This window comes from uncultured Amnibacterium sp. (assembly GCF_964250715.1).
Lineage (GTDB): Bacteria > Actinomycetota > Actinomycetes > Actinomycetales > Microbacteriaceae > Amnibacterium.
This window is the reverse complement of sequence record NZ_CAXUGX010000004.1, coordinates 78,602-102,140: the sequence shown is the minus strand read 5'-3', so window position 1 is coordinate 102,140 and position 23,539 is coordinate 78,602. Positions and strand designations below refer to the sequence as shown.

At 73.5% G+C, this 23,539-nt stretch carries 21 protein-coding genes; 15 read left to right on the top strand and 6 right to left on the bottom strand.

Annotation, left to right across the window (positions count from 1 at the left end):
* Positions 1-151: 151 nt before the first annotated feature.
* The 15 genes from pyrR (at position 152) to ACFE7H_RS05640 (ending at position 17,756) form a co-directional block, all read left to right on the top strand.
* The gene (gene pyrR, locus ACFE7H_RS05710; RefSeq protein ID WP_375400254.1) at positions 152-679 is read left to right on the top strand and encodes a bifunctional pyr operon transcriptional regulator/uracil phosphoribosyltransferase PyrR; all 528 of its coding nucleotides are present in this window, start codon (positions 152-154) and stop codon (positions 677-679) included.
* Positions 676-1,662: an aspartate carbamoyltransferase catalytic subunit gene (locus tag ACFE7H_RS05705; RefSeq protein WP_375400253.1), complete on the top strand. Its 987-nt coding sequence runs from the start codon at positions 676-678 to the stop codon at positions 1,660-1,662. The genes pyrR and ACFE7H_RS05705 overlap by 4 nt, the downstream gene beginning before the upstream one ends.
* The gene (locus tag ACFE7H_RS05700; protein ID WP_375400252.1) at positions 1,659-2,963 is read left to right on the top strand and encodes a dihydroorotase; all 1,305 of its coding nucleotides are present in this window, start codon (positions 1,659-1,661) and stop codon (positions 2,961-2,963) included. Before ACFE7H_RS05705 ends, ACFE7H_RS05700 begins: the two co-directional genes overlap by 4 nt.
* Positions 2,960-3,526 carry a hypothetical protein gene (locus ACFE7H_RS05695; protein WP_375400251.1) on the top strand — a complete coding sequence of 189 codons (567 nt, stop codon included), beginning with the start codon at positions 2,960-2,962 and terminating at the stop codon, positions 3,524-3,526. The genes ACFE7H_RS05700 and ACFE7H_RS05695 overlap by 4 nt, the downstream gene beginning before the upstream one ends.
* Positions 3,516-4,793 (top strand): glutamine-hydrolyzing carbamoyl-phosphate synthase small subunit, encoded by a 1,278-nt coding sequence (gene carA / locus ACFE7H_RS05690; protein WP_375400250.1) that lies wholly within the window; start codon positions 3,516-3,518, stop codon positions 4,791-4,793. The genes ACFE7H_RS05695 and carA overlap by 11 nt, the downstream gene beginning before the upstream one ends.
* Positions 4,794-4,959: 166 nt before the next feature.
* Entirely contained in the window at positions 4,960-8,262 is a 3,303-nt protein-coding gene (carB, locus tag ACFE7H_RS05685; protein WP_375400249.1) for a carbamoyl-phosphate synthase large subunit, read from the top strand.
* Complete coding sequence (pyrF, locus tag ACFE7H_RS05680; RefSeq protein WP_375400248.1) at positions 8,259-9,125, top strand: orotidine-5'-phosphate decarboxylase; 867 nt, start codon at positions 8,259-8,261, stop codon at positions 9,123-9,125. The genes carB and pyrF overlap by 4 nt, the downstream gene beginning before the upstream one ends.
* Complete coding sequence (gene gmk / locus ACFE7H_RS05675; RefSeq protein ID WP_375400247.1) at positions 9,122-10,015, top strand: guanylate kinase; 894 nt, start codon at positions 9,122-9,124, stop codon at positions 10,013-10,015. The genes pyrF and gmk overlap by 4 nt, the downstream gene beginning before the upstream one ends.
* Positions 10,016-10,216: 201 nt before the next feature.
* Positions 10,217-10,471, top strand: a complete 255-nt coding sequence (rpoZ, locus tag ACFE7H_RS05670) for a DNA-directed RNA polymerase subunit omega (RefSeq protein WP_375400246.1) — start codon at positions 10,217-10,219, stop codon at positions 10,469-10,471.
* Between the two features lie 21 nt (positions 10,472-10,492).
* Complete coding sequence (locus ACFE7H_RS05665) at positions 10,493-11,815, top strand: bifunctional phosphopantothenoylcysteine decarboxylase/phosphopantothenate synthase (RefSeq protein ID WP_375400245.1); 1,323 nt, start codon at positions 10,493-10,495, stop codon at positions 11,813-11,815.
* A 55-nt stretch (positions 11,816-11,870) separates the two neighbouring features.
* A complete protein-coding gene (gene metK, locus ACFE7H_RS05660) occupies positions 11,871-13,061 on the top strand; it encodes a methionine adenosyltransferase (RefSeq protein WP_375400244.1) in 1,191 nt (396 codons plus the stop codon).
* 37 nt (positions 13,062-13,098) lie between these two features.
* Positions 13,099-15,021 carry a primosomal protein N' gene (locus tag ACFE7H_RS05655; protein WP_375400243.1) on the top strand — a complete coding sequence of 641 codons (1,923 nt, stop codon included), beginning with the start codon at positions 13,099-13,101 and terminating at the stop codon, positions 15,019-15,021.
* Positions 15,022-15,127: 106 nt separating this feature from the next.
* Positions 15,128-16,120 (top strand): methionyl-tRNA formyltransferase, encoded by a 993-nt coding sequence (gene fmt / locus ACFE7H_RS05650; protein WP_375400372.1) that lies wholly within the window; start codon positions 15,128-15,130, stop codon positions 16,118-16,120.
* On the top strand, positions 16,117-17,508 hold the full coding sequence (locus ACFE7H_RS05645) for an RsmB/NOP family class I SAM-dependent RNA methyltransferase (RefSeq protein ID WP_375400242.1): 1,392 nt from the start codon (positions 16,117-16,119) through the stop codon (positions 17,506-17,508). Before fmt ends, ACFE7H_RS05645 begins: the two co-directional genes overlap by 4 nt.
* A gap of 116 nt (positions 17,509-17,624) precedes the next feature.
* On the top strand, positions 17,625-17,756 hold the full coding sequence (locus tag ACFE7H_RS05640) for a hypothetical protein (protein ID WP_375400241.1): 132 nt from the start codon (positions 17,625-17,627) through the stop codon (positions 17,754-17,756).
* A gap of 4 nt (positions 17,757-17,760) precedes the next feature.
* Here the strand turns inward: ACFE7H_RS05640 and hutH are convergent, their stop codons facing one another.
* The 6 genes from hutH to ACFE7H_RS05610 form a co-directional block, all read right to left on the bottom strand.
* The gene (gene hutH, locus ACFE7H_RS05635; protein WP_375400240.1) at positions 17,761-19,278 is read right to left on the bottom strand and encodes a histidine ammonia-lyase; all 1,518 of its coding nucleotides are present in this window, start codon (positions 19,276-19,278) and stop codon (positions 17,761-17,763) included.
* Between the two features lie 60 nt (positions 19,279-19,338).
* Entirely contained in the window at positions 19,339-20,277 is a 939-nt protein-coding gene (locus tag ACFE7H_RS05630) for an ABC transporter substrate-binding protein (protein ID WP_375400239.1), read from the bottom strand.
* Positions 20,278-20,343: 66 nt separating this feature from the next.
* The gene (locus tag ACFE7H_RS05625) at positions 20,344-21,057 is read right to left on the bottom strand and encodes an ABC transporter permease (RefSeq protein WP_375400238.1); all 714 of its coding nucleotides are present in this window, start codon (positions 21,055-21,057) and stop codon (positions 20,344-20,346) included.
* Positions 21,054-21,710, bottom strand: coding sequence for an ABC transporter permease (locus ACFE7H_RS05620; RefSeq protein WP_375400237.1), 657 nt, complete (start codon positions 21,708-21,710; stop codon positions 21,054-21,056). Before ACFE7H_RS05620 ends, ACFE7H_RS05625 begins: the two co-directional genes overlap by 4 nt.
* Entirely contained in the window at positions 21,707-22,795 is a 1,089-nt protein-coding gene (locus tag ACFE7H_RS05615) for an ABC transporter ATP-binding protein (protein ID WP_375400236.1), read from the bottom strand. The genes ACFE7H_RS05620 and ACFE7H_RS05615 overlap by 4 nt, the downstream gene beginning before the upstream one ends.
* Positions 22,792-23,475, bottom strand: a complete 684-nt coding sequence (locus ACFE7H_RS05610) for an IclR family transcriptional regulator (RefSeq protein ID WP_375400235.1) — start codon at positions 23,473-23,475, stop codon at positions 22,792-22,794. Before ACFE7H_RS05610 ends, ACFE7H_RS05615 begins: the two co-directional genes overlap by 4 nt.
* Between the last annotated feature and the right edge of the window lie 64 nt (positions 23,476-23,539).

The following is a 23,539-nucleotide window of genomic DNA, read 5'->3' as shown; positions in this document are numbered from 1 at the left end:
CCGCGACCTCGGCGTGTCGCCGGGAATCTCCGTAGTGGGGGTGGTGCGCGCGCTCGGTCACGACCTCGCCGGGCGTCGCGTCCGCGCCCTCCGCTAGGGTCGTCGGCGATCACCTTTAAGTTCCGTCCCGAGAGGCGGGGAAGGAGGTCGGATGGCCGCGCGCACCCTGCTGACCGCCTCCGATGTGGCCCGCATCACCATGCGCATGGCGCACGAGCTGGTCGAGGCGGATCGCGGCGCCGGCGATCTGGTGCTGCTCGGCATCCCCACCCGCGGGGCGGTGCTCGCCCGCCGGCTGCAGGACGCGATCGCGTCGATCACGGGTGAGGTGCCCGCCACGGGCGTGCTCGACACGACCCTCTACCGCGACGATCTGGCCGCGCAGCCCACCCGGGCCACCGGTGAGACCCGCATCCCCGGCCGCGGCATCGACGGGGCGACCGTCGTGCTCGTCGACGACGTGCTCTACTCCGGCCGCACCGTGCGGGCGGCCCTCGACGCGCTCACCGACCATGGCCGGCCCGCGGCCGTGCGGCTGGCGGTGCTGGTCGATCGCGGCCACCGCGAGTTGCCCATCCGGCCCGACACGGTCGGCCGCAACCTGCCGACCGCGGCAAGCGAACGGGTTCGGGTGCGCTTCACCGAGACCGACGGCCGCGACGAGGTGACGATCGAATGACCGGTCATCTGCTGAGCACCCGCGACCTCGGCCGCGACGAGGCCATCGCGCTGCTCGACACCGCCGAGGACATGTCGTCCACCCAGCGCCGCTCGGTCAAGAAGCTGCCGACCCTGCGCGGCCGCACGGTGGTCAACTGCTTCTTCGAGGACTCCACCCGCACCCGCATCTCGTTCGAGCTGGCCGCCAAGCGCCTCTCCGCCGACGTCGTCACGTTCACCGCCCGCGGCTCGAGCGTCTCCAAGGGGGAGGGGTTGCAGGACACCGCGCAGACGCTGCAGGCGATGGGCGCGGACGGCATCGTGCTGCGGCATCCCGCCTCCGGCGCCGCGGCGGTGCTCGCCGCCAGCGGATGGACGCACGCCGGGGTCGTGAACGCGGGCGACGGCACGCACGAGCACCCCACTCAGGCGCTGCTGGACGCCTTCACGATCCGCCGCAGGCTGCACGGCGAGGCCGCCCGCGGGCACGACCTGGCCGGCGTGCGGGTGCTGATCGTCGGCGACATCCTGCACTCGCGGGTCGCCCGCTCCAACCTGTGGCTGCTGACCGCGCTCGGCGCCGAGGTCGGCTTCGTCGCTCCGCCGACCCTGCTGCCGACCGGTATCGGCCGCTGGCCGGCGACCGTCGCGACCGACTTCGATACGGCCCTCGGCGCCCGCCCCGACGTCGTGATGATGCTGCGCGTGCAGCGCGAGCGGATGGCGGACGCCTTCTTTCCCAGCGTGCGCGAGTACGCGGCGCTCTACGGGCTGTCGGAGGCGCGGGCTGCGGCGCTGCCGGAGCGCACCGTGATCATGCATCCGGGCCCGATGAACCGGGGCCTGGAGATCGCGGGCGCCGTCGCCGACTCGGCGCGGAGCGCGGTGCTGGAGCAGGTCGAGCACGGCATCGCGGTGCGGATGGCCGTGCTGTACCGGGTGCTCACCGGCTCCGACGACCCGGCATCGGGCGCTGTCACGGGGGCGGGAGCGTCCGCATGAGCGCGTACGTCATCGCGGGTGGCCACCTGGCCGACGGCACGGGCGCCGAGCTGCTCATCGACGGCGGCGTCGTGCGGGCGATCGGCCCGGCCGTCGACGCGGGTCGAGCGACCCGCATCGACGCCGACGGCCTGCTGGTGCTGGCCGGGCTGATCGACCTGCACACCCACCTGCGGCAGCCGGGCGGCGAGGGCGCCGAGACCGTGCGCTCCGGCTCCCGGGCCGCGGCCGCGGGCGGCTACACGACCGTCCACGCCATGCCGAACACCGACCCCGTCGCCGACACCGCGGGCGTCGTCGAGCAGGTCGCGGCGCTCGGCCGGGCCGCCGGCTACGTCGACGTGCGGCCGATCGGTGCGGTGACGAAGGGCCTGGCCGGCCAGCAGCTGGCGGAGCTCGCGACCATGGCCCGCTCACGCGCACGGGTGCGTCTCTTCAGCGACGACGGCAACTGCGTCGCCGATCCACTGCTGATGCGGCGCGCGCTGGAGTATGTCGGCGTCACCGGAGGCGTGATCGCGCAGCACGCGCAGGAGCCGCGGCTGACGGTCGGCGCGCAACTGCACGAGGGTGCGGTGTCCGCCGAACTGGGCCTCGCCGGCTGGCCCGCGGTGGCGGAGGAGGCGATCATCGCCCGCGACGTGCTGCTCGCCGGCGAGCTGGACGCGCGGCTGCACGTCTGCCACGTCTCCACCGCCGGCAGCACCGAGCTGCTGCGCTGGGCGAAGGCCCGCGGCGTGCGGGTCACCGCCGAGGTGACGCCGCACCACCTGCTGCTCACCGACGACGCCGCGCGCGGCTACGACCCTCGGTTCAAGGTGAACCCGCCGCTCCGCACGGACGAGGACGTGCTGGCTCTTCGGGCCGCGCTGGCCGACGGTACGATCGACGTCGTCGCCACCGATCACGCGCCGCACCCGGCGGATGCGAAGCGGGCGGAGTGGGGCGCCGCCGCGAACGGCATGGTCGGCCTGGAGTCCGCGCTGTCGGTGGTGCAGGCGGCGATGGTCGACACCGGCCTCACGGACTGGGCGGATGTGGAGCGCGTGATGTCGAGGACACCGGCCAGCATCGGCGGTACCGCCGGCGGCACGCTCGCGGTCGGCGCTCCCGCGGATATCGTGCTCGTCGATCCGGCCGCCTCCCGCGTCTTCGGCGTCCACGACCTCGCCGGGCGCAGCACGAACTCGCCGTTCCTCGGCCGCACGCTGCCGGGGCGCATCATCGCGACCTTCTTCCACGGCGTCCCCACCGTGCTCGACGGCGTCGTGCAGCAGCTGCCGGAGGGGGAACCGGCATGACCGTCGTCTTCGCCACCTCTGCCGACGTGATCGATCCGCTGCCCGTGATCGTCACCATCGCGCTGCTGCTCGCGGTGCTCGTCGCGATGGTCGTGTCGTGGCGTCGTCGTTCGGGACGGCAGCGCGGGTATCTGGCCCCGGGAGCCGCCGGCGACAGCGGTCTGCCCGGCCTCGCGATCGAGGGTCTGTACCTTGCGACGACCTTCGCCGGCCGGCCGCTCGACCGCGTGGTCGTCGGCGGCCTCGGCTTCCGTTCGCGCGCCACGATCACCGTGACGGCGCACGGGGCGCGCATCGAGCGCGACGGCGCGGAGCCGTTCTTCCTCGCCGCGTCGCGGCTCGTCGGTGCCGGCGTCGCCACCTGGACCATCGACCGCGCCGTGGAGAAGAACGGCCTCACCGTCATCGCCTGGCGGCTCGACCGTACCGACGGCGGCGCCGATGAGGTGGAGTCCGCGTTCCGCATCGACCTCGAACCGCGCGCCGACCTCATCGCGGCGGTCCGCTCGCTCGTGCAGGCGACCGGCGCCAGGACGGAGGAGCACGGTGCCGATGTCGATTGAGTCCGCAGAGCCCAGCCCGCCCACTTCACCTGCTCCACCCGCCTCACCCACCTCACACACCCCGCCCACCCACACGGGCGCCGTCGGTCCGGAGTCGGCGGTCCTGGTGCTCGAGGACGGCCGCCGTTTCGCCGGCAGCGCCTGGGGCGCCCGCGGCCGCACCTTCGGCGAAGCCGTCTTCACCACCGGCATGACCGGCTACCAGGAGACCCTCACCGACCCCTCCTACGCCGGGCAGATCGTGGTGCAGACCGCGCCGCACATCGGCAACACCGGCACGAACGACGACGACGAGGAGTCCGCCCGCGTGTGGGTCGCCGGCTACGCCGCCTACGCGCCCAGCCGCATCGTGTCGAACCAGCGCGCCACCCGCGCCCTGCCCGACGACCTGGCCCGCGACGGCGTGGTCGGCATCGCCGGCCTCGACACCCGCGCGGTCACCCGCCACCTGCGCAGCGCCGGCGCCATGCGGGCGGGCATCTTCTCCGCCGCCGACGCCGCGCTCGACCCCGCCGAGCAGCTGGCGCTGGTGCGGGAGCGCCCCTCGATGGCCGGACAGAACCTCTCCGCGGGCGTGTCCACGACGACGACCTACAGCAGAGGGGCGCAGGGCGAGCGCATCGGGTCGGTGGTGATCGTCGACCTCGGCATCAAGGCGGCCACCATCGCGGCGCTGGCGCAGCGGGGCTTCGACGTGCACGTCGTGCCGGAGTCGGTCACGGCCGAGCAGCTCTATGCGCTGCAGCCCTCCGCGGTCTTCTACTCGAACGGTCCGGGGGATCCGGAGGCGTCGGAGCACCACGTGGAGCTGCTGCGCGAAGTGCTGCACCGCCGCACCCCGTTCTTCGGCATCTGCTTCGGCAACCAGCTGCTCGGCCGCGCGCTCGGCTTCGGCACCTACAAGCTGCCGTTCGGGCACCGCGGCATCAACCAGCCGGTGCTCGACGTGCGCAGCGGCCGCGTCGGCATCACCGCGCACAACCACGGCTTCGCCGTCGACGCGCCCCGGGGCGGCCCCGTGCAGACCCCCGCCGGCTTCGGCCGCGCCGAGGTGACCCACGTCGGGCTGAACGACGACGTGGTGGAGGGCATCGCCTGCCTCGACATCCCCGCCTTCTCGGTGCAGTACCACCCGGAGGCGGCCGCCGGCCCGCACGACGCGAACGACCTCTTCGACCGCTTCCGCGACATGGTGCTGGCGGCCGAGTCGGACGGCATGCAGGCCGCGATCGCGGTGGAGTCGGCCCCCACGTCGGGTGCGTCGTGAAGAGCCCGCGGCCGGGCGGGTGGCGATCCTCGGGCATCGGGCGCGGAGCGCCCGCGCCGGCTCATGCCGGCGAAACGTGGAGCCGCGTCGGCGGCGGAGCAGCGCGTCGAGACGGGGCCGGCGAAGCCGGTCGCGGATCGACCGCTCCGAAAAGAGGAAACAGCTGATGCCCAAACGCTCCGACATTCAGAGCGTGCTCGTGATCGGCTCCGGCCCGATCGTGATCGGGCAGGCGGCCGAGTTCGACTACTCCGGCACCCAGGCCTGCCGCGTGCTGCGCGAGGAGGGCATCCGCGTGGTGCTGGTCAACAGCAACCCGGCCACGATCATGACCGACCCCGACTTCGCCGACGCCACCTACATCGAGCCGATCACCACGGCCGTGCTCGAGTCGATCATCATCGCCGAGCGCCCCGACGCGATCCTGCCCACGCTCGGCGGGCAGACGGCCCTGAACGCCGCGATGGCACTGCACGAGGCGGGCGTGCTGCAGCGGCACGGCGTCGAATTGATCGGCGCGAAGGTCGAGGCGATCCGCCGCGGCGAGGACCGCCAGCTGTTCAAGGACCTGGTGATCGAGGCGGGCGCCGAGGTGGCCCGGTCCCGCATCGCCACCACGATCGACGAGGCGGTGCGATTCGCCGACGACCTCGGCTACCCCGTGGTCGTGCGGCCGTCGTTCACCATGGGTGGCCTCGGCTCCGGCTTCGCCCACGACACGGTCGAACTGACCCGCATCGTCCGCGACGGCCTGCACAGCAGCACGGTGGGCGAGGTGCTGCTGGAGGAGTCGATCACCGGCTGGAAGGAGTACGAGCTGGAGCTGATGCGCGACACCGCCGACAACACCGTCGTCGTCTGCTCCATCGAGAACGTCGATCCGGTCGGCGTGCACACCGGCGACTCCATCACCGTCGCGCCCGCCATGACCCTGACCGACCGCGAGTACCAGCGGCTGCGAGACATCGGCATCGACATCATCCGCGCGGTCGGCGTCGACACCGGCGGCTGCAACATCCAGTTCGCCGTCGACCCGACCGACGGGCGCATCATCGTGATCGAGATGAACCCGCGCGTCTCCCGCTCCAGCGCGCTCGCGTCCAAGGCGACCGGCTTCCCGATCGCCAAGATCGCCGCCAAGCTGGCCATCGGCTACCGGCTGGACGAGATCCCGAACGACATCACCCGGGTCACGCCGGCCAGCTTCGAGCCGACCCTCGACTACGTCGTGGTCAAGGTGCCGCGGTTCGCGTTCGAGAAGTTCCCGGCCGCCGACGCGACGCTCACCACCACCATGAAGTCGGTGGGGGAGGCGATGGCCATCGGCCGCACCTTCGGCGCCGCGCTGCAGAAGGCGCTCCGGTCGCTGGAGAAGCGCGGATCCTCGTTCACCTGGGCCGGCGAGCGCGGCGACGCCGAGGCGCTGACCGCCGCCGCGGCCGAGCCCCTGGACGGCCGCATCGTCACCGTGCAGCGCGCTCTGTGGGCCGGAGCGACTGTGGCGCAGGTGGCGCAGGCGACCGGCATCGACCCGTGGTTCCTCGACCAGATCGCGGCCCTCAACGAGCTGGCCGCGCAGATCGCCGACGCGGCGCCGCTGTCGCCGGCCCTGCTGCGTCAGGCGAAGCGCGAGGGCTTCTCCGACGCGCAGCTGGCGGAGTTGCAGGGCGTTCCGGAGGAGCGGGTGCGGCGCCAGCGGCACCAGGCGGGCATCCGTCCGGTCTACAAGACCGTCGACACCTGCGCCGGCGAGTTCCCGGCGCTTACTCCGTACCACTACTCCACCTACGACGACGAGACCGAGGTGGTGCCGAGCGCCGCCGACAAGGTGATCATCCTCGGCAGCGGCCCGAACCGCATCGGGCAGGGGATCGAGTTCGACTACTCCTGCGTGCACGCCGCGTTCGCCCTGCACGACGCCGGGTACGAGACCGTGATGGTCAACTGCAACCCCGAGACCGTCTCCACCGACTACGACACCTCCGACCGGCTCTACTTCGAGCCGCTGACGCTCGAGGACGTGCTCGAGGTCGTGCATGCCGAGTCCGCCAGCGGCACCCTGGTCGGCGTCATCGTGCAGCTCGGCGGGCAGACCGCGCTCGGACTCGCGAAGGGCCTGGAGCAGGCGGGCGTCCCCATCCTCGGTACCTCGCCGGCGGCGATCGACCTGGCGGAGGAGCGGGGCCTGTTCGCGGGCATCCTCGACGCCGCGGGTCTCACCGCCCCGCGCAACGGGACCGCGATCGACGCTCCCGGCGCCCTGGCTGTGGCCCGGGGCATCGGCTATCCGGTGCTCGTGCGCCCCTCCTTCGTCCTCGGCGGGCGCGGCATGGAGATCGTCTACGACCCCGAGTCGCTCACCGGCTACTTCGACCGCATCGCGTCCGCCGGCATCGTCGGGCCCGGCCATCCGCTGCTCGTCGACCGGTTCCTGGACGACGCGATCGAGATCGACGTCGACGCCCTCTTCGACGGCACCACGCTGCACATCGGCGGCATCATGGAGCACATCGAGGAGGCCGGCATCCACTCCGGCGACTCCAGCTGCACCCTGCCTCCCGTCACCCTGGGCCGCGGCGTGCTCGACGTGGTGCGCACCGCCACGCTCGCGATCGCCCGGGGCGTCGGGGTGCGCGGGCTGCTGAACGTGCAGTTCGCGGTGGCCGCCGGCGTGCTCTACGTGCTGGAGGCGAATCCGCGGGCCTCCCGCACCGTCCCGTTCGTCTCCAAAGCGCTCGGCGTGCAGTTGGCCAAGGCCGCGGCGCTCGTGATGCTGGGCGTACCGATCCCCGAGCTGGTCGAGAAGGGCATGCTGCCGGAGCGTGACGGGTCCGACGTGCCCGCCGACTCCCCGGTCGCGGTCAAGGAGGCGGTGCTGCCGTTCCGGCGCTTCCGCACCCGGTCCGGCGCGGTCGTCGACTCCCTGCTCGGGCCCGAGATGCGCTCCACCGGCGAGGTGATGGGCATCGACGTGGACTTTCCGCGGGCCTTCGCCAAGAGCCAGGCCGCGGCGTACGGCGGGCTGCCGCTGTCCGGCACCGTCTTCGTCTCCGTCGCCGATCGCGACAAGCGCTCCATCGTCCTGCCCGCCCTGCGCCTGGCCCAGCTCGGCTTTCGGCTGCTCGCCACCTCCGGCACCGCCGAGATCCTGCACCGCAACGGCATCGAGGCGGTCGTCGTCGCCAAGGTGAGCGACGCGGCTTCGGATACGGACTCGATCGTCGACCTGATCGGCCGCGACGAGGTCGACCTGGTGATCAACACCCCGTCGGGCCGGTCGGCGCGCGCCGACGGCTACGAGATCCGCGCCGCGGCCGTCGCAGCCGACAAACCCCTGTTCACGACCATCGCTCAGTTGACGGCGGCGGTGGCGTCGCTCGACGTGATTCGGGCAGGATTCGGTGTGACCCCGCTCCAGGCCTACGCCCGGCAGCGGGAGAGCAGCACCGGCAGGAAGGCCGCACGATGACCGACCGAGGTTTCGCCGAACGGCTGGGCGCGGCGTTCGGCGAGCGCGGCCACCTCTGCGTGGGCATCGATCCGCACGAGTACCTGCTGGCGGAGTGGGGCCTGCCGCTGTCCGCGGTCGGCGCGCACGAGTTCGGGCTGCGGGTCGTGGAGGCGTGCGCCGGCCGGGTGGGCATCGTCAAGCCGCAGGTCGCCTTCTACGAGCGGTTCGGCTCCAACGGCTACCGAGTGCTGGAGGACGTGCTGAAGGAGGCGCGGAACGCCGGCCTGGTCGTGATCGCCGACGTGAAGCGCGGCGACCTGGGCTCCACCATCGAGGCGTACGGGCAGGCGTGGCTCACCCCGGGTTCGCCGCTGGAGGCCGACGCGATGACGATCAGCGCCTACCAGGGCTTCGGCGCGCTGCGCTCGCCGCTCGAGACCGCCGCCCGCTACGGCAAGGGCCTGTTCGTGCTGGCCGCCACCTCCAATCCCGAGGCGATCGCCGTGCAGACCGCGATCATCCAGCGCGAGACGCAGGTCGGGCGCACCGTCGCGGGCGGCATCGCGGCGCGCGTCATCAACTGGAACCGCTCCCACTTCACCGGCCCCATCGGCCCCATCGGAGTGGTGCTCGGCGCGACGGTCGACTTCAGCGAGGTCGGCATCGACCTGCTCGCGCTCGCCCAGGGGCCCGCGGCGCCGATCCTCGCTCCCGGATTCGGCTATCAGGGCGCCCAGTTCGGCGACGTCAAGCGCCTGTTCGGCCCGGCGGCGGCCACCACCGTGGTCACGGCGTCGCGCAGCATCCTGGCGTCCGGGCCCGCGGCTCTGCCGGGCGCCATCGACCGCCAGGTCGCCCTGGTCAGGGAGGCATACGCATGAAACCGCCCGAGGTCGACCGGCTGGCCGGCTCCCGCGCCGCCGTCGCCGCCCGCCGCGCGCGCGCCGAGGTCAAGAAGCAGGTCTCCCGCGGCGAGCGCAGCGCCAGCGAGGTGCTCTCCACCGCGTCGCGCGACGCGACGGTGCCGGAGGCGTCGCTGCGCGTCACCGAGCTGATCGGCAGCATCCCGTGGCTCGGCCCCACCCGCACCGCCCGCATCATGCAGGACCTGCGCATCTCGCCCTCCAAACGCCTCGGGGGACTGGGTGTGCACCAGTACCAGCGGCTGCACGAGTTCCTCGTCCGCCGCCAGGCGCCGCGTGCCGGCGACGGCACCGGCCATCGCAGCCGCCTCGTCGTGCTCGCCGGACCCACCGCCGTCGGCAAGGGCACCGTCGCCGGCTACATCCGCGACCACCATCCCGAGGTGCTGCTGTCGGTCAGCGCCACCACCCGCCCGCCCCGCGCCGGTGAGACCGACGGCATCACCTATTACTTCGTCGACGACGCGGAGTTCGACCGCATGGTGGCCGCCGACGAGTTCCTCGAGTGGGCGACCGTGCACAACGCCTACCGGTACGGCACGCCGCGCGGCCCGATCGAGCGCGCCCTCTCCGACGGTCGCAGCGTGCTGCTGGAGATCGACCTGCAGGGCGCGCGGCAGGTGCGCGAGGCGTTCCCGGAGGCCGAACTCGTCTTCCTGCTGCCGCCCACCTGGGAGGAACTCGTCCGCCGCCTGGTCGGTCGCGGCACCGAGGACGAGCAGGAACGCGAACGCCGCCTGCAGACCGCCCGCACCGAACTCGCCGCCCAGGAGGAGTTCGACCACACCGTCGTCAACACCGACGTCGAGATCGCGGCCCGCGAGGTCGTCGGCCTGATGGCGGTCTGAGCCGCTCGCACCGCCCCCTCCGCCCGAGGAATTCAGGAGAAATCGAGGAATGCGGCCGGATCGGCGGCGTGTCGTCCTGAATACCTCGGGATCTCCTGAATTCCTCGCGCGGCCGGCGGCGGACGCGGCGCGGAGCGAGGGGCGGGTATGCTGGGCGGTCGCGTCCGCCGGCGCGTGACGTCCGAGTACGAGGAGCAGCACATGGCGACCAGCACCAAGGGGATCATCGACCCGCCGATCGACGAGCTGCTCACCCGCATCGACTCCAAGTACGGCCTCGTGATCTTCGCCTCCAAGCGGGCCCGCCAGATCAACGACTACTACGCCGACCTGCACGAGGGCAGCCTGTTCGACAACGTCGGCCCCCTCGTCGAGTCGTCCATCGACGACAAGCCCATCTCCGTCGCACTGCGCGAGATCAACGAGGACAAGCTCCGCATCACTCCCGCGGAGTAGCAGCATCGAGCGGCGACCGCGATGAAGATCGTCGTCGGAATGTCGGGCGGGATCGCCGCCTACAAAGCCGTCGGTGTGGTCCGCTCGCTGGTGCTCGCCGGCCATGACGTCCACGTCGTTCCCACCGCCGCCGCGCTGCGCTTCGTCGGCCGTCCGACGCTCGAGGCGATCAGCCGCAACCCGGTCGAGACCGACCTCTACGAGGGCGTCGCTGAGGTGCGGCACGTCGCGCTCGGGCAGTCGGCGGACCTCATCGTTATCGCGCCCGCGACGGCGAACACGCTCGCCACGCTCGCCGCCGGACTGGCCGACGACCTGCTCGGCACCACCGTGCTCGCCAGCACCGCGCCGCTCGTCGTGGCACCCGCCATGCACACCGGCATGTGGGAGCACCCGGCGACCCGCGCGAACGTGGGGGTGTTGGAGGCTCGGGGCGTGACTGTCGTCGGCCCCGCGGAGGGGCAGCTGACGGGGTCCGACAGCGGCGCCGGCCGGATGGCCGAGCCAGCCGACATCGTCGCCGCAGCGCTCGAGGCCGCCGTCCGGGCCCGTCCCGACCTGGACCGTGCCCCGGTGACCATGGGCGTGCAGCAGGCGCCGCAGCACGCGCCGCACGAGGCTCCGCACTCCTCGCCGTCGCACGCGTTTCAGCAGACCGGCCACCCCGCCGTCGACGCCCTCGCGGGGCTGCGCGTGGTCGTCACCGCCGGCGGAACGCGCGAGCCGCTCGACCCGGTGCGCTTCGTGGGCAACCGGTCGACCGGATTCCAAGGCGTCGCGCTGGCCGAAGCCGCCCGCGATCGCGGCGCGACGGTCGTGCTCATCGCCGCGCACCTGGAGGTGCCCGTCCCCGTCGGAGTCGAGACGATCGATGTCGGCACGACCGAGGAGCTGCGCACCGCCGTCCTGCAGGCGGCACGCACCGCGGACGTCGTCATCATGGCCGCCGCCGTCGCCGACTACCGCCCCGCCTCCGTCGCCGACGCCAAGGTGAAGAAGCGCGATATCGGCGCCGTGCTCACCCTCGAACTCGTGCAGAACCCCGACGTGCTGATCGACCTGGTGCGGCAGCGCGACGACGCCGGCCCGTTCGCGCAGACGATCGTCGGCTTCGCCGCGGAGACGGAGCCGGACGAGGACCGTCTGCTCGCCCTCGGCCGCGAGAAGGTCGCCGCCAAGGGCTGCGACTACCTGGTCCTCAACAGGGTGGGCTGGGCGGCCGGGTTCGGTGGCGGCGACACCGCGGTCACCGTGCTCGACTCCGACGGCAATACAGTGGGCGACGCTCGTGGCGGCAAGCCCCAGGTCGCCTCACGCATCCTGGGGCTGATCGCCCCCGCCTGACCGCGCGAACGCCCGACAGAGCGAACGCCCGACCGCGCCCGACCCGAGGAGCCCCGTGCCCGCGCTTCGCCTGTTCACCTCCGAATCCGTCACCGAGGGCCACCCCGACAAGATCTGCGACCAGATCTCCGACAGCGTTCTCGACGCGCTGATCGCGCAGGACGTGCACGCCCGCGTGGCCGTGGAGACACTCGTGACCACCGGACTCGTGCACGTCGCCGGCGAGGTGACCACCAGCGGCTACGCCGACATCCCCGGCATCGTCCGCGACCGCATCCGGCACATCGGCTACGACTCCTCCGACCAGAGCTTCGACGGCAGCACCTGCGGCGTGTCCGTGTCGATCGGCGCCCAGTCGCCCGACATCGCGGCCGGGGTCGGCCGGGCGCTGGAGTCGCGGGAGGGCAGCACCGAACGGCTCGACCAGTTGGGTGCCGGCGACCAGGGCATCATGTTCGGGTACGCCGTGCGCGAGACGCCCGAGCTGATGCCGATCCCCATCTCGCTCGCCCACCGCCTGGCCGAGCGACTGGTGCGGGTGCGCCGCGAGGGCGTGGTCGACTACCTGCGGCCCGACGGCAAGACGCAGGTGACGGTGGGGTACGACGGCACGCGCCCCGTGTCGGTGCAGACCGTGGTGGTGTCGACGCAGCACGCGCCGCACGTCGAGACCGAGCCCCTGCGCGACGACGTGCGCCGCTTCGTGATCGACCCGATCATCGAGACGAGCGGACTCGACATCGACGGGGTGCGGGTGCTCGTGAACCCCTCCGGCCGCTTCGAGGTGGGCGGCCCCAAGTCCGACGCGGGGCTGACCGGGCGCAAGATCATCGTCGACACCTACGGCGGCGCCAGCCGGCACGGTGGTGGCGCGTTCAGCGGCAAGGACCCCAGCAAGGTGGACCGCTCCGGCGCGTACGCCATGCGCTGGGTTGCCAAGAACGCGGTCGCGGCGGGGCTCGCCGATCGGCTGGAGCTGCAGGTGGCCTACGCCATCGGCGCCGCCGAGCCGGTCGGCCTCTACGCGGAGACCTTCGGCACCGAGGCAGTGCCGCAGGATCGCATCGTGACGGCGATCCGCTCGGTGTTCGATCTGCGGCCCCAGGCGATCATCGAGTCGCTCGACCTGCTGCGCCCCATCTACGCCCAGACGGCGGCCTACGGCCACTTCGGTCGTGAACTGCCGGACTTCACCTGGGAGCGCCTGGACCGCGTCGACGATCTCCGGCGCGCCGCCGGACTGTGATCGCCCTGGCGCGCCGCCGGCCATGACTCTGCCGGCCGTGACCCGGCCGGCCATGATCGCTGCGGCCGCCGGCTCGATCGCCCGGGTGGTCGTCGACTCGCCGCTGCCGCAGCTGGACCACCTCTTCGACTACGCCGTGCCACCGCACCTCACCGGCGAGGCGCGGCCGGGCGTGCGGGTGCGGGTTCCCCTTCGGATGGCCGGGCGGATCGCCGACGGCTACCTGGTCGCACTCACCGACGAGAGCGCGGCGCCGGGCCGGCTCAGCGCGCTCGACGCCGTCGTCTCGCCCGTGCCGGTGCTGACCGACGACGTCTGGCGGCTCGCCCGTGCTGTCGCCGATCGTGCCGCCGGGGTCGCGAGCGACGTGCTGCGCATCGCCGTACCGAAGCGGCAGGTGCGAGTCGAGCGGGCCTGGCTCGCAGCGGGCGAAGCCGCGGGCGCGCCGGCCGAGGTGGATGCGCCGGCCGATCCGCCGGCCGAGGTGGATGCGCCGATCCGTCCATCCGCTCGGGTGGATGCTCCGCCGGTGGTCGCGCGCCTGCTGCAGGGGCAGCGCATCGCGGCCGAGGCCACGCCACGGCCGGCCGACCTGCCGTCCGGACCGGTCGGCGCGTGGGCGGTCGAACTCGCGCGGGTGGCCGCGGGCGTCATCGCCGGCGGGCGGACGGCCATCGTCGCCGTCCCCGACCAGCGCGACCTCGACCAGGTCGCCGCGGCGCTCGCCGCGGGATCGGCTGCCGCCCACGTCGTCCGCGTCGATGCCGCGCAGTCCTCGGCGGCCCGCTACCGGGCCCACCTGACGGCGCTCCGTCCCGGACCACGCATCCTGCTCGGCAATCGGTCCGCCGTCTACGCACCGGCGCCCGACCTGGGCGCGATCCTCGTGTGGGAGGAGGCGGACCCCTTCCACCGCGAGCCGCTCGCCCCCTACGCCGGCACCCGCGATGTCGCGCTGCTGCGGCAGGAGCAGTCCGGCGCCGGACTGCTCCTGCTGGCGCACGCCCGCTCCACCACCGTGGAGCGGCTTGTGCAGGTCGGCTGGGTCGCGGGGTCGCCCTCGCCGGCCACCGCCCCGCGGGTGGTGCTAACGCCCGACGATGAGCGGGCGAGCCGTATCCCGTCGGCCGCCTGGCGCGATGTGGCCCGTGCCCTGACGAACGGACCCGTGCTCGTGCAGGTGGCCCGCCCCGGCGACGCAGCCCTCCGCGCCCTGCAGCAGCAGGAGCACGCACCGCCGTCCGAGAGGCAGGACCACCCGGCCGGGGCCGCCGCTCTCGTCGTTCCACCGGTGGATGCCGGCCGTACGGCGCACGACCTCGGTCGCGCGTTTCCGGGGGTTCCGGTCGTCGTCGCGGACGGCGACCATCCGCATCCGACGGTGCCGCACGAGCCCGCGATCGTCGTCGCCACCCGCGGCGCCGAACCCCGCACGGCCGCCGGCTACCGTGCCGTGCTGCTGCTCGACGGGCGGCGGATGCTGGCCAGGGAGTCGCTCTGGGTGGCCGAGGACTGCCTGCGCTGGTGGTCGAACGCCGCGGCCCTCGCCGCTCCGGATGCGCCGGTCCACCTGGTGGGCGTGCAGGGCGACGTGGCGCTGGCTCTCGCGACATGGCGCTCGCCGGACTTCGCGGCCGCGCAGCTCGCCGATCGTCGATCGCTTCGCTTCCCGCCGGTGACCCGACTCGCGCTGCTCACCGGTTCCCGGCCGATCGTGGAGGAGCTGGTCGCCGAGCTGCGATCCGCCGGGGCTGACGCGCTGATCCGCGAGGACGACGCGGACGGCGGGCCGCGGGTGGTCATGCGATTCGACTACGGGGCGGGCCCCGCGGTCGCGGCAGTCGCCAAGGCTGCGGTCGTCCGGGCGGCCGCGGTTCGCCGGCCCCCGCCGGGGAGCGGCCGCCGGCCCGCGCGTACACTCCGGGTGCGGTTCGACGTGCACGAGCCGCTGCCGTCGTGAAGGCGCGGGCGTCGCGGCGGGCGGCGCGGTCGGGCGGTTCGCCGGGGCGGCGGCCGGGCGGTGCGCGCGGGCTGGTCGGATTCAAGCGGAAGGTCGGGTGCGCGCGGTGCGGCTGATCTTCGCCGGCACGCCGTCAGCGGCCGTGCCGTCGCTGCAGGCGCTGATCGACGGTCCGCATGACGTTGTGCAGGTGGTCACCCGGCCGCCCGCACCGGCTGGTCGGCGTCGCACGCTCACCCCGTCGCCGGTGCAGCGTGCCGCGCAGCAAGCGGCACTGCCGGTGCTGACGACGGCTCGCCTCGGCGCGGAAGCGACGGAGCGCCTGACCGCGCTGCAGGCGGACCTCGGGGTCGTCGTCGCCTACGGCGCCCTGGTGCGGACGCCGCTGCTCACCGCACCCCGGCTCGGCTGGCTCAACCTGCACTTCTCCCTGCTGCCGCGGTGGCGCGGCGCAGCCCCGGTGCAGCGCGCCGTGCTCGCCGGGGACACCGAGAGCGGCGTCAGCGTCTTTCGGCTGGAGCAGGGGCTCGACACAGGTCCGCTCGTGGCGACCCGGGCCGTCCCGATCGGCGAGGCGGAGACCGCGGGCGAGCTGCTGGACCGGCTCGCCGACATCGGCGCCGAGGTGCTCCGCGACGCGGTCGACGCCCTGGCGGCCGGTACCGCGATCCTGACCCCGCAGCGAGGCGCGCCCACCCTCGCGCCCAAGCTGACGGCCGCCGACGGCCGCATCGACTGGACCCTGCCCGCCGACGCCGTCCTCGCTCGGATCCGCGGTGCGACTCCCGAGCCCGGCGCCGTCACCGACGCCGTCGTCCCCGCCGCTGTCGTCGCAGGCGGGGCCGGCGTGCGGCTGAAAGTCCTGCGCGCCGCACCGGTACCCGCCTCCGCCGCCCCGGGTACCTCCTCCATCGCCTCCGAGGCTCCCTCCGATGGAGCGCCGCTCGCTCCCGGTGCCGTTCTGCTGCGCGCCGGGCGCGTGCTCGCCGGTACGGGCAGCAATCCGATCGAGCTGCTCACGGTGCAGCCCGCCGGGCGTACCGGTATGCCTGCAGCGGCGTGGCTGCGGGGCCTGGCGGCCGTGCCGGTTCTTCGATGAGCGGCGCTCGACCCGCGCGGTCCTCGCACCACGTCTCGGCCGCGAGTCCGGCCCGTCGGGTCGCACTGGAGGTGCTGACCGCCGTCCGCACCAGGGACGCCTACGCGAACCTGCTGCTGCCCGCCCTGCTCGGCCGTGCTCGCCTCACGACGGCGGATGCCGCCTTCGCGACCGAGCTCACCTATGGCACCCTGCGCCGACTCGGGCACTACGACGCGGTGCTCGCGCTGGCGTCCGGGCGCACCGTGCAGGCGATCGACCCGCCGCTGCTCGACGTGCTGCGCCTGGCGGCCCACCAGCTGCTCGGCATGCGCACCCCGCCGCACGCCGCCGTGCACCAGGCGGTCGAGCAGGCGCGCGACATCTCCCGCGGCGCCGCCGGCTTCGCCAATGCGGTGCTGCGCAAGGTCGGCGCAGACGGCGACGACGGCTGGACCGCCCGGCTGCTGCTGACGGCCACCGACGACGACGAGCGGGCCGGGATCACGGCCGCTCACCCCACCTGGATCGTGACGATGTTCCGCGAGGCGCTCACCGCCGTCGGGACGCCGGAGGAGCTGCCCGCGGCGCTCGCCGCCGACAACGTGCCGCCGCCGGTCACCCTGGCCGCCCTACCGGGGCTCGCCGATCGCGCCGATCTGCCCGGTGCACTGCATCCCGCCTCCCCGATCGGCGCCGTGCTCGCCGGCGGCGATCCGGCGATCGTGCCCTCGGTCGCAGCTGGCGCCGCCCGGGTGCAGGACGCCGGTTCGCAGGTGAGCGCCCTGCTGCTCACGCGGGCACGGCCGATCCGGCCCGGCGAGCGGTGGCTCGACCTCTGTGCGGGCCCGGGCGGCAAGGCCGCCGTCCTCGCCGCGGAGGCTGCTCCGCACGGCGTCAGGGTGATCGCGAACGAACTCGCCCCCGCCCGTGCGGCCCTCGTCGAGCAGGCGCTGGCCGCCGTCCCGGGCGACCATCCGGTCGTCGTCGGCGACGGTACCGCCTTCCCGCACGGCGGCGAACGCTTCGACCGGGTGCTGCTCGACGCCCCGTGCAGCGGGCTCGGCGCGCTGCGGCGACGGCCGGAGGCGCGCTGGCGCAAGCAACCCACCGATCTGCCCGGACTCGTCCGGTTGCAGGCCCGGCTGCTGGACGCGGCCGTCGCGTCGCTCGCGCCGGGCGGCCTGCTCGCCTACGTCACCTGCTCCCCGGTCCCCGCCGAGACCGACGTGCAGATCGCCGCCGCCCTGGCGCGCCATCCGGAACTGACCGCAGTACCGACCGCCGACGCTCTCGACGCCCTGGGCGGCCCGCCCGCTCCGGCCACCGCGCGCGGCACCGCGGTGCAGCTGTGGCCGCACCGCCACGCCACCGACGCGATGTTCGTCCAGCTGCTGACCCTGCGGTGAGAGTCCCGCCGGTGGGCTCGGCACGCCACGCGCGGACGCGCTCCTCGAGGTTGATCGGTCGCACCGCTCTCCGTTCTGTAGGACGGAGGTTCGGCGCAAGCGCGACGCGCTGCAGCGTGACCGTGAGCGCCGCCGCCGGCCAGCCGCCCTCGCCGCGCCGCGCGAACGCCGCGCGGTCGGCGTTCGGCCTCGTCGCATCGGGCGCGATCCGCGCCGCTGCCGAGTCGATCACCGGACCGCTCGGCTGAGCCCTCAGCGCAGACCCGCCGCCGCTTCGGCGACGGCCGCGAGCTCCCCGCTCACCACGAGCGCGCGGATCGCCGCGATGTCGAGGGAGGGCTCGCGGCCGGCGGCGTAGGCGGGCACGACGCTCCGGATCAGTGCGCGGGCGGCGGCCGTGCCGCGACCCGGCTGCTCCGTCGCGAACTCCAGCCCCTGCGCCGCGCAGAGCAGCTCGATCGCGATGACGCCGGCGGCGAGGTCCGCGGCGCGCACGGCCTGGTCGGCGGCGGTGACCCCCTGACTGATGTGGTCCTCCTGCCCGGCGGAGGTGGAGACGCTGTGCACGCTCGCGGGCGATGCGAGGTGCCGCACCTCGCCCGAGAGCGCCGCCGCCGCGTAGGCCGGGATCATCAGCCCGGGATCGTCGCCGCCCGCGTCGACCAGGAACGGTGGAAGGCCGCTCAGCCTCGCGGTGGTGAGCCGGTCGGTCCGCGCCTGCGACATGCTCGTGAACTGGGACACCGCGATCGCGAGCGCGTCGAGCGCGAGCGCGCCGGGCGCCCCGTGCCCGTTCGCGTTCGGCAGGGCGATCAGCCCGCCGCCGTCGTCGACGAAGGCGGGGTTGTCGGTCACGCTGTTCAGGTCGGTCTCGATCACCCTCGTCGCATAGGCGAGCATGTCCCGCGCAGCGCCGTGGACCTGCGGCACGGCGCGGAGGCTGAGCGCGTCCTGCAGGCGCCGCTCCCGGCTCGCGGCGAGGATTCCGCTGCCGTCGACGAGGGCGCGCAGCCGGTCCGCGGTCGCGGCCTGACCGGGGTGCGGCCGGACCGCCTGGGCGCGGGCGTCGGAGCCGGAGGAGGTGCCGCGCAGGGCCTCGAGCGACATCGCCGCCGCGACATCCGCGCTCCGGAGGACCCGGTCGACGCTCGTCACGGCGAGCGCGCCGAGTCCGCTGATCTCGTGGACGCCGCTGATCAGGGCAAGCCCCTCGCGCGGCCCCGGACCGTCGGTCGGGATGCCGGCGCGGCGCATCGCCTCGGCGCCGCTCAGCAGCTCCCCGCCGAAGCGGGCGCGTCCTCGGCCGAACGCGACCAGCCCGATGTGCGCGGTCGCGATCAGGTAGCCAACCGATCCGCCGCGCGGGGCGCACGGCACGACGCCCGCGTTCAGCATCGACACGAGGCGTGCAACGAGCGTCGCCCGGACGCCGCTGCGCTCGTGCGCGAGGGCCTGCGCGACCGCGACCGTGATCGCGCGGACGACGCGCGGTTCCCACGGCTCGCCGACCCCGCTCGCGTGACTCGCGAGCAGCACCAACTGGCGCCGCGCCGCATCCGCCGGGCCGATCGGGTCGCCCACGCGGTCGCCGACCCCGGTCGTCAGCCCGTAGATCGGTGTCCCCGTCGCCGCCAGGTCGAGCAGAGCGCCGTGCCCCGCCTCCACCGCGTGCAGGACGGAGGAGGAGACGGCGATCGGAGCGCCGTCGGCGACCGCCGCCACGTCGGCGGTGGTGAGCGGTCGAGTCCCGAGCGGGACGATGGCGGTCACGCCGAGATCCTGCCATCCGCGGGGTCGGCGGCACGCGCCGCCGACCCCGCGGACGGGTGCTCAGCCGAGGTCGTGCGCCTGCACCCAGTCGGCGGCGACGGTGTCGATCGGCTGCTTGTCCGTCAGCTTCGCGTTCATCTCGACCAGGTCGTCGGTGGTGAGCGCCGCCGAGACCTTGTCCAGCACCGCGTCGACCGTGTCGGACTTCTTGGCGGAGGCGATCAGCGGCACGATGTTCTGCGCGGGGAACAGGTTCTTGTCGTCCTTCAGCGGGAACAGTGCCGCGATGTTGGGGTCCGTCGAGAAGACGTCGCCGGCATCGATCTGCCCGTTCTTCAGCGCTGCGATGGTCAGCGGTCCGCCCGCGTCGAGTGCCCGGAACTGCTTGAAGTTCAGCCCGTAGAGCGTCTTGAGGCCGACGGCCCCCTCCTTGCGGGTCTTCCACTCCGGCGGCCCGCCGACGACGAGCTTCGACGCGTAGGGCTTCAGGTCGGAGATCGTGGTGAGCGAGTACTTCGCGGCCGTCGCCTTCGTCACGGTGAGCGTGTCCGCGTCCGCGGCGTCGGAGGGCGTCAGCATCTCGACCCCGGACGGCAGGGCGGTCTTCAGCGCGGCGGCGACGTCGTCGGGCGAGCTGGCCTCCGCCTTCGGGTCGAGATAGCTGAGCGTCGCGCCCGTGTACTCGGGCAGCAGGTCGATGGAGCCGTCCTTCAGCGCCGGGAAGTAGACCTCACGGCTCCCGATGCTCAGCTTCGTCGTCGCCTTCACGCCGACGCCGGTCAGCGCCTTCGCGTAGATCGTGGCGAGCAGCTCGCTCTCGGGGAAGTTCGCCGATCCGACGACGATCGACGTGGTCCCCGTGCTGCCGCTGCTGCCGCTGCTGTCGCTGCTGCTCTTCGCCGGAGCGGCCGCGAGCGGATCACCGGAGGAGCAGGCGGTGAGGGAGATCGGCATCGCCGCGATCACGGCGATGGCGGCGATTCGGGTGCGCAGGTGCATGGCGGTCTCGTTCCTTCGGAAGTGATGGTGCTGGGGGATGGTGCTGCAGGGATGTGCGGTCGGTGATCAGCCGGAGATGGCGGCGGGGGAGGGGATCGGGCGGCGAGCGCGGACGGCCCGGGTCAGGCCGGGCGACACGACGAAGCGGCCCAGCAGGACGAACAGCAGGTCGAGCACGACCACGAGCAGCGCGACCATCACGGCCCCGGCGACCATCTGGCCGTAGTCGTTCGCGGCCAGTCCGTCGATGATCAGGCGGCCGAGCCCGCCGAGCGAGACCGAGGCGGCGATCGTCGCGGTCGACACGATCTGCAGGACGCCGCCGCGGACGCCGGAGAGGATCAGCGGCAGCGCGCACGGCAGCTGCACGCCGAACAGGATCGCGCGGTCGGTCATCCCCATACCCCGCGCCGCATCGACCACGGCGGGGTCGACCGCCGCGATGCCGGCGTAGGCGCCGGTCATCACCGGCGGCACGGCCAGCACGATGAGCACGATGAGGCTCGGCACGAGGAACGCGAGATCGGAGGCGAACGCAGGGCTGAGCAGGACGACGAGCAGGACGAGCAGCCCGAGGGAGGGCAGTGCGCGGAGGGAGTTCGCCACACCCGCGATCACGGCGGTCCCGCGACCGGTCTGTCCCACCCGGATGCCGATCGGCAGTCCGATCGCCAGGGCGAGGAGCAGGGACGCGCCGCTGTAGGCGATGTGCTGTCCGAGGAGCGTGAGGATCCCCTCCTGGCCGACCCAGTGCGCGGGTACGAAGAGGTAGTCGGTCATGCGGTCGCTCCGCTCCGGCGACGCCACGGCGTGAGCAGCCGGTCGGCGAGCAGGATCAGGCCGTCCAGGCACACCGCCAGCAGCAGGCACAGCACGATGCCGACCACGATCGGCGTGACGAACTGCAGCTGCATGCCCTGCGTGAAGAGCGAGCCGAGCTGGTCGATGCCGATGAGCGACGCGACCGACACGATGCTGACGGCGGACGCCGTCGCGACGCGCAGCCCGGCCAGCACGACCGGAGTCGCGATCGGCAGCTCGATCGTGAGGAACCGGCCCAGGCGGCGGTAGCCCATCGCCTCGGCGGCCTGCCGCGCTTCCGGCGACACCGAGCCGAGGCCGTCGACGACCGTCCTCACGAGCAGCGCGAACGCGTAGACCGCGAGCGCCACCACCACGTTCATCGGATCGAGGATCCTGGTACCGATGATCCTCGGCAGCAGCACGAACAGTGCGAGCGACGGAACCGTGTAGAGCACGCCGGACACGCCGAGGATCAGGGTCCGCAGCACCGGGACGCCGTACGCGAACCAGCCGACCGGGATCGCGAGCGCCAACCCGATCAGGACCGGCACGACGCTCAGCACCAGGTGAGCCACCAGCAGCCCCACGATCGCGGGTGCGGACACGGCGATCCAGGAGAAATCGATCATGCGGGCTCGGCCGCCCCGCGCTCGCGGACGAGCGCACCGGTGATCTCCGCGAGCGCGACCGTGCCGGCGTACCGGCCGTCGCCGTCGACGACGATCCCGCGCCCGTCCGGGGCGCTGAGCCCCGCGTTCAGCAGGCGCCGGAGGGAGTCGTCCCGCCGGGCGGGCGTGCTCGTGACGGTGATCTGCTCGGCCAGCACCGGGCCGGCCTCGCCGGGGCCGGACCAGCCGAGCGGGATACCCGCGGCGTCGACGACCGGCCGCCAGCCGGCTTCGCCCGCTGCCCGTTCGGCGCCGACCACCAGCGCCTCCTCGTCGTCGATCGTGAGCGAGCGCGCGTGCACGAAGCCCAACCCGCGGTAGCCGCGGTCCCCGCCGACGAAGTCCGCGACGAACCGGTCGCCGGGCTCGCGCAGCAACTCCTCCGGCGGGGCGAAGCGCACCAGGTCGCCGCCCGTGCGGAACACGGCGATGCGGTCACCCATGGTGAGGGCCTCGTCGATGTCGTGGGTGACCATGACGATGGTCTTGCCGAGCTCGCGCTGCAGCTGCAGGAACTGCTGCTGCAGCTGAGCGCGGACGACCGGATCGACGGCGCTGAACGGTTCGTCCATCAGCAGCACGTCGGGGTCGGCGGCGAGCGCACGCGCGACGCCCACGCGCTGCTGCTGGCCTCCGGAGAGCTGCCACGGGTACCGGGCTGCGAGTTCGGGAGCCAGCCCCACGCGCTCCAGCAGCTCGGTCGCCCGGGTCCGCGCCGCCCGCTTGCCGATGCCGGCGAGCCGCGCGGTGGTCGCGACGTTGTCGGCGACCGTGCGGTGCGGGAAGAGGCCGACGTGCTGGATGACGTAGCCGATCCGCCGCCGCAGGGTGATCAGATCCATGTCGAGCGTCGGCTCGCCGTCGAGCAGGATCCGGCCGCCGGTCGGCTGGATGAGGCGGTTGATCATCCGGAGGGAGGTGGTCTTGCCGCATCCGGAGGGGCCGACCAGCGTCGTCAGCTGACCGGTCGCGGCCGTGAAGCTGAGATCGCCGATCGCGACGGTGCCGTCCGGGTAGCGCTTCTCGACGTGCTCGAAGGTGATCATCGGGTGGCTCCCGCCGCCGCGATGCGGCCGGCCAGCACCGTCTCGGCCTCCGCGACCAGGCAGTCGCCGATCCGGACGAGGTCCCGCGGATCGACGACGCGGTAGCTGGGGACGAGGCAGGAGAGGGCGCCGGCGACGCGGGACGCGACCCGGATGGGCGCGGAGACCGCGGTGACGTCCTTCTCGGCGCCCTCCGCGACGACGACGTACCCGTCCGGACCGGCCTCACCGAGCAGCACGCGACCCACCGCCGTGCCGTCCAGCGGGATGCTGCGGCCGGCCCAGCCGACGTGGCGCACCGACTGGGTGCCCTCCACGATCGCGAGGTGCATCGCGGTGTGCCCCGCCCCGAAGACGCTGAGGTAGCAGGACTCGGTCGTGATCGCGGCGACCCGCTGCATCGCGGGGCGGGCCAGCGTGATGAGCGAATCGTTGGACAGCGCCGCAGCACCGAGCTGGACCAGGTATGGCCCGGCGGTGAACAGACCTTCCGCGCCGCGCCGCACGAACTCGCGGGCCTCGAGCGCTCGAAGCAGGCGCAGCGCGGTGCTCGGGGAGAGGTCGGCGCCCCTGGCGACCTCGGCGAGCGAGATCTCGCCCGCGGTGCACACGAGGCTGAGCAGCGAGAGCGCCCGATCGATGGTGCGCATGCCCTGGCCGGTGGCCGGCTCCGCTGTCATGCCGTCACCGTAGCGACGCCACGTTTCCGCGGATGGCAGCGAATGTTTCCGTCTGGTGACAAAT